This is a genomic window from Siphonobacter sp. BAB-5385 (genome assembly GCF_002261125.1).
Classification (GTDB): domain Bacteria; phylum Bacteroidota; class Bacteroidia; order Cytophagales; family Spirosomataceae; genus Siphonobacter.
Genome location: NZ_NMPS01000016.1, coordinates 1 through 559 on the forward strand (window position 1 = coordinate 1; position 559 = coordinate 559).

The window sequence follows — 559 nt, forward strand, 5'->3', positions numbered from 1 at the left end:
GGCTCACGGTTTTGCCTTCATCGGGCAGATCACGATTGAAACCGACGTCGTACGGGAAAACAATCAGACCTACCGCCTGGGCTGGTCCGAGCAGTGCAAAGATGGCTCGAAGATGGGCGTCGGATCGCCTGAGTACCTGCTACTGTTTCGAAAGCTTCCGTCCGACACTTCGAATGCGTACGCCGATGAGCCGGTAACCAAATCCAAAGAAGAGTACACCCGTGGCCAGTGGCAAATCGATGCCCGGGCTAAGTGGAATAGTTCCGGGAATCGCCTACTCTCTAGTTCGGAAATCGCCGCATGGCCAGTGGACAAAATTGCCCGGGCCTTTACGCAGCGGGCGAAGGATTCGGTGTATGATTATGCCGCCCACGTGGAGGTAGCTAATCAGATGGATGAGGCAACCAAGCTCCCTGCTTCGTTTGAAAGCTTACGAATTCCCGCCCGCTCAGAGAGCGTTTGGGATGACGTGGTACGCATGCGTACGCTTAACACTAAACAATCCCAAAGCCGGGAAAACCAGCACATCTGTCCCTTTCAGCTGGATATTGTCGAGCGG

The 559-nt window shown here is 54.7% G+C and carries 1 protein-coding gene; it reads left to right on the top strand.

The window, feature by feature from the left end:
• The coding region (locus BWI93_RS27575) for a hypothetical protein (RefSeq protein ID WP_217902203.1) at nucleotides 1-559 on the top strand (559 nt) is incomplete at both ends.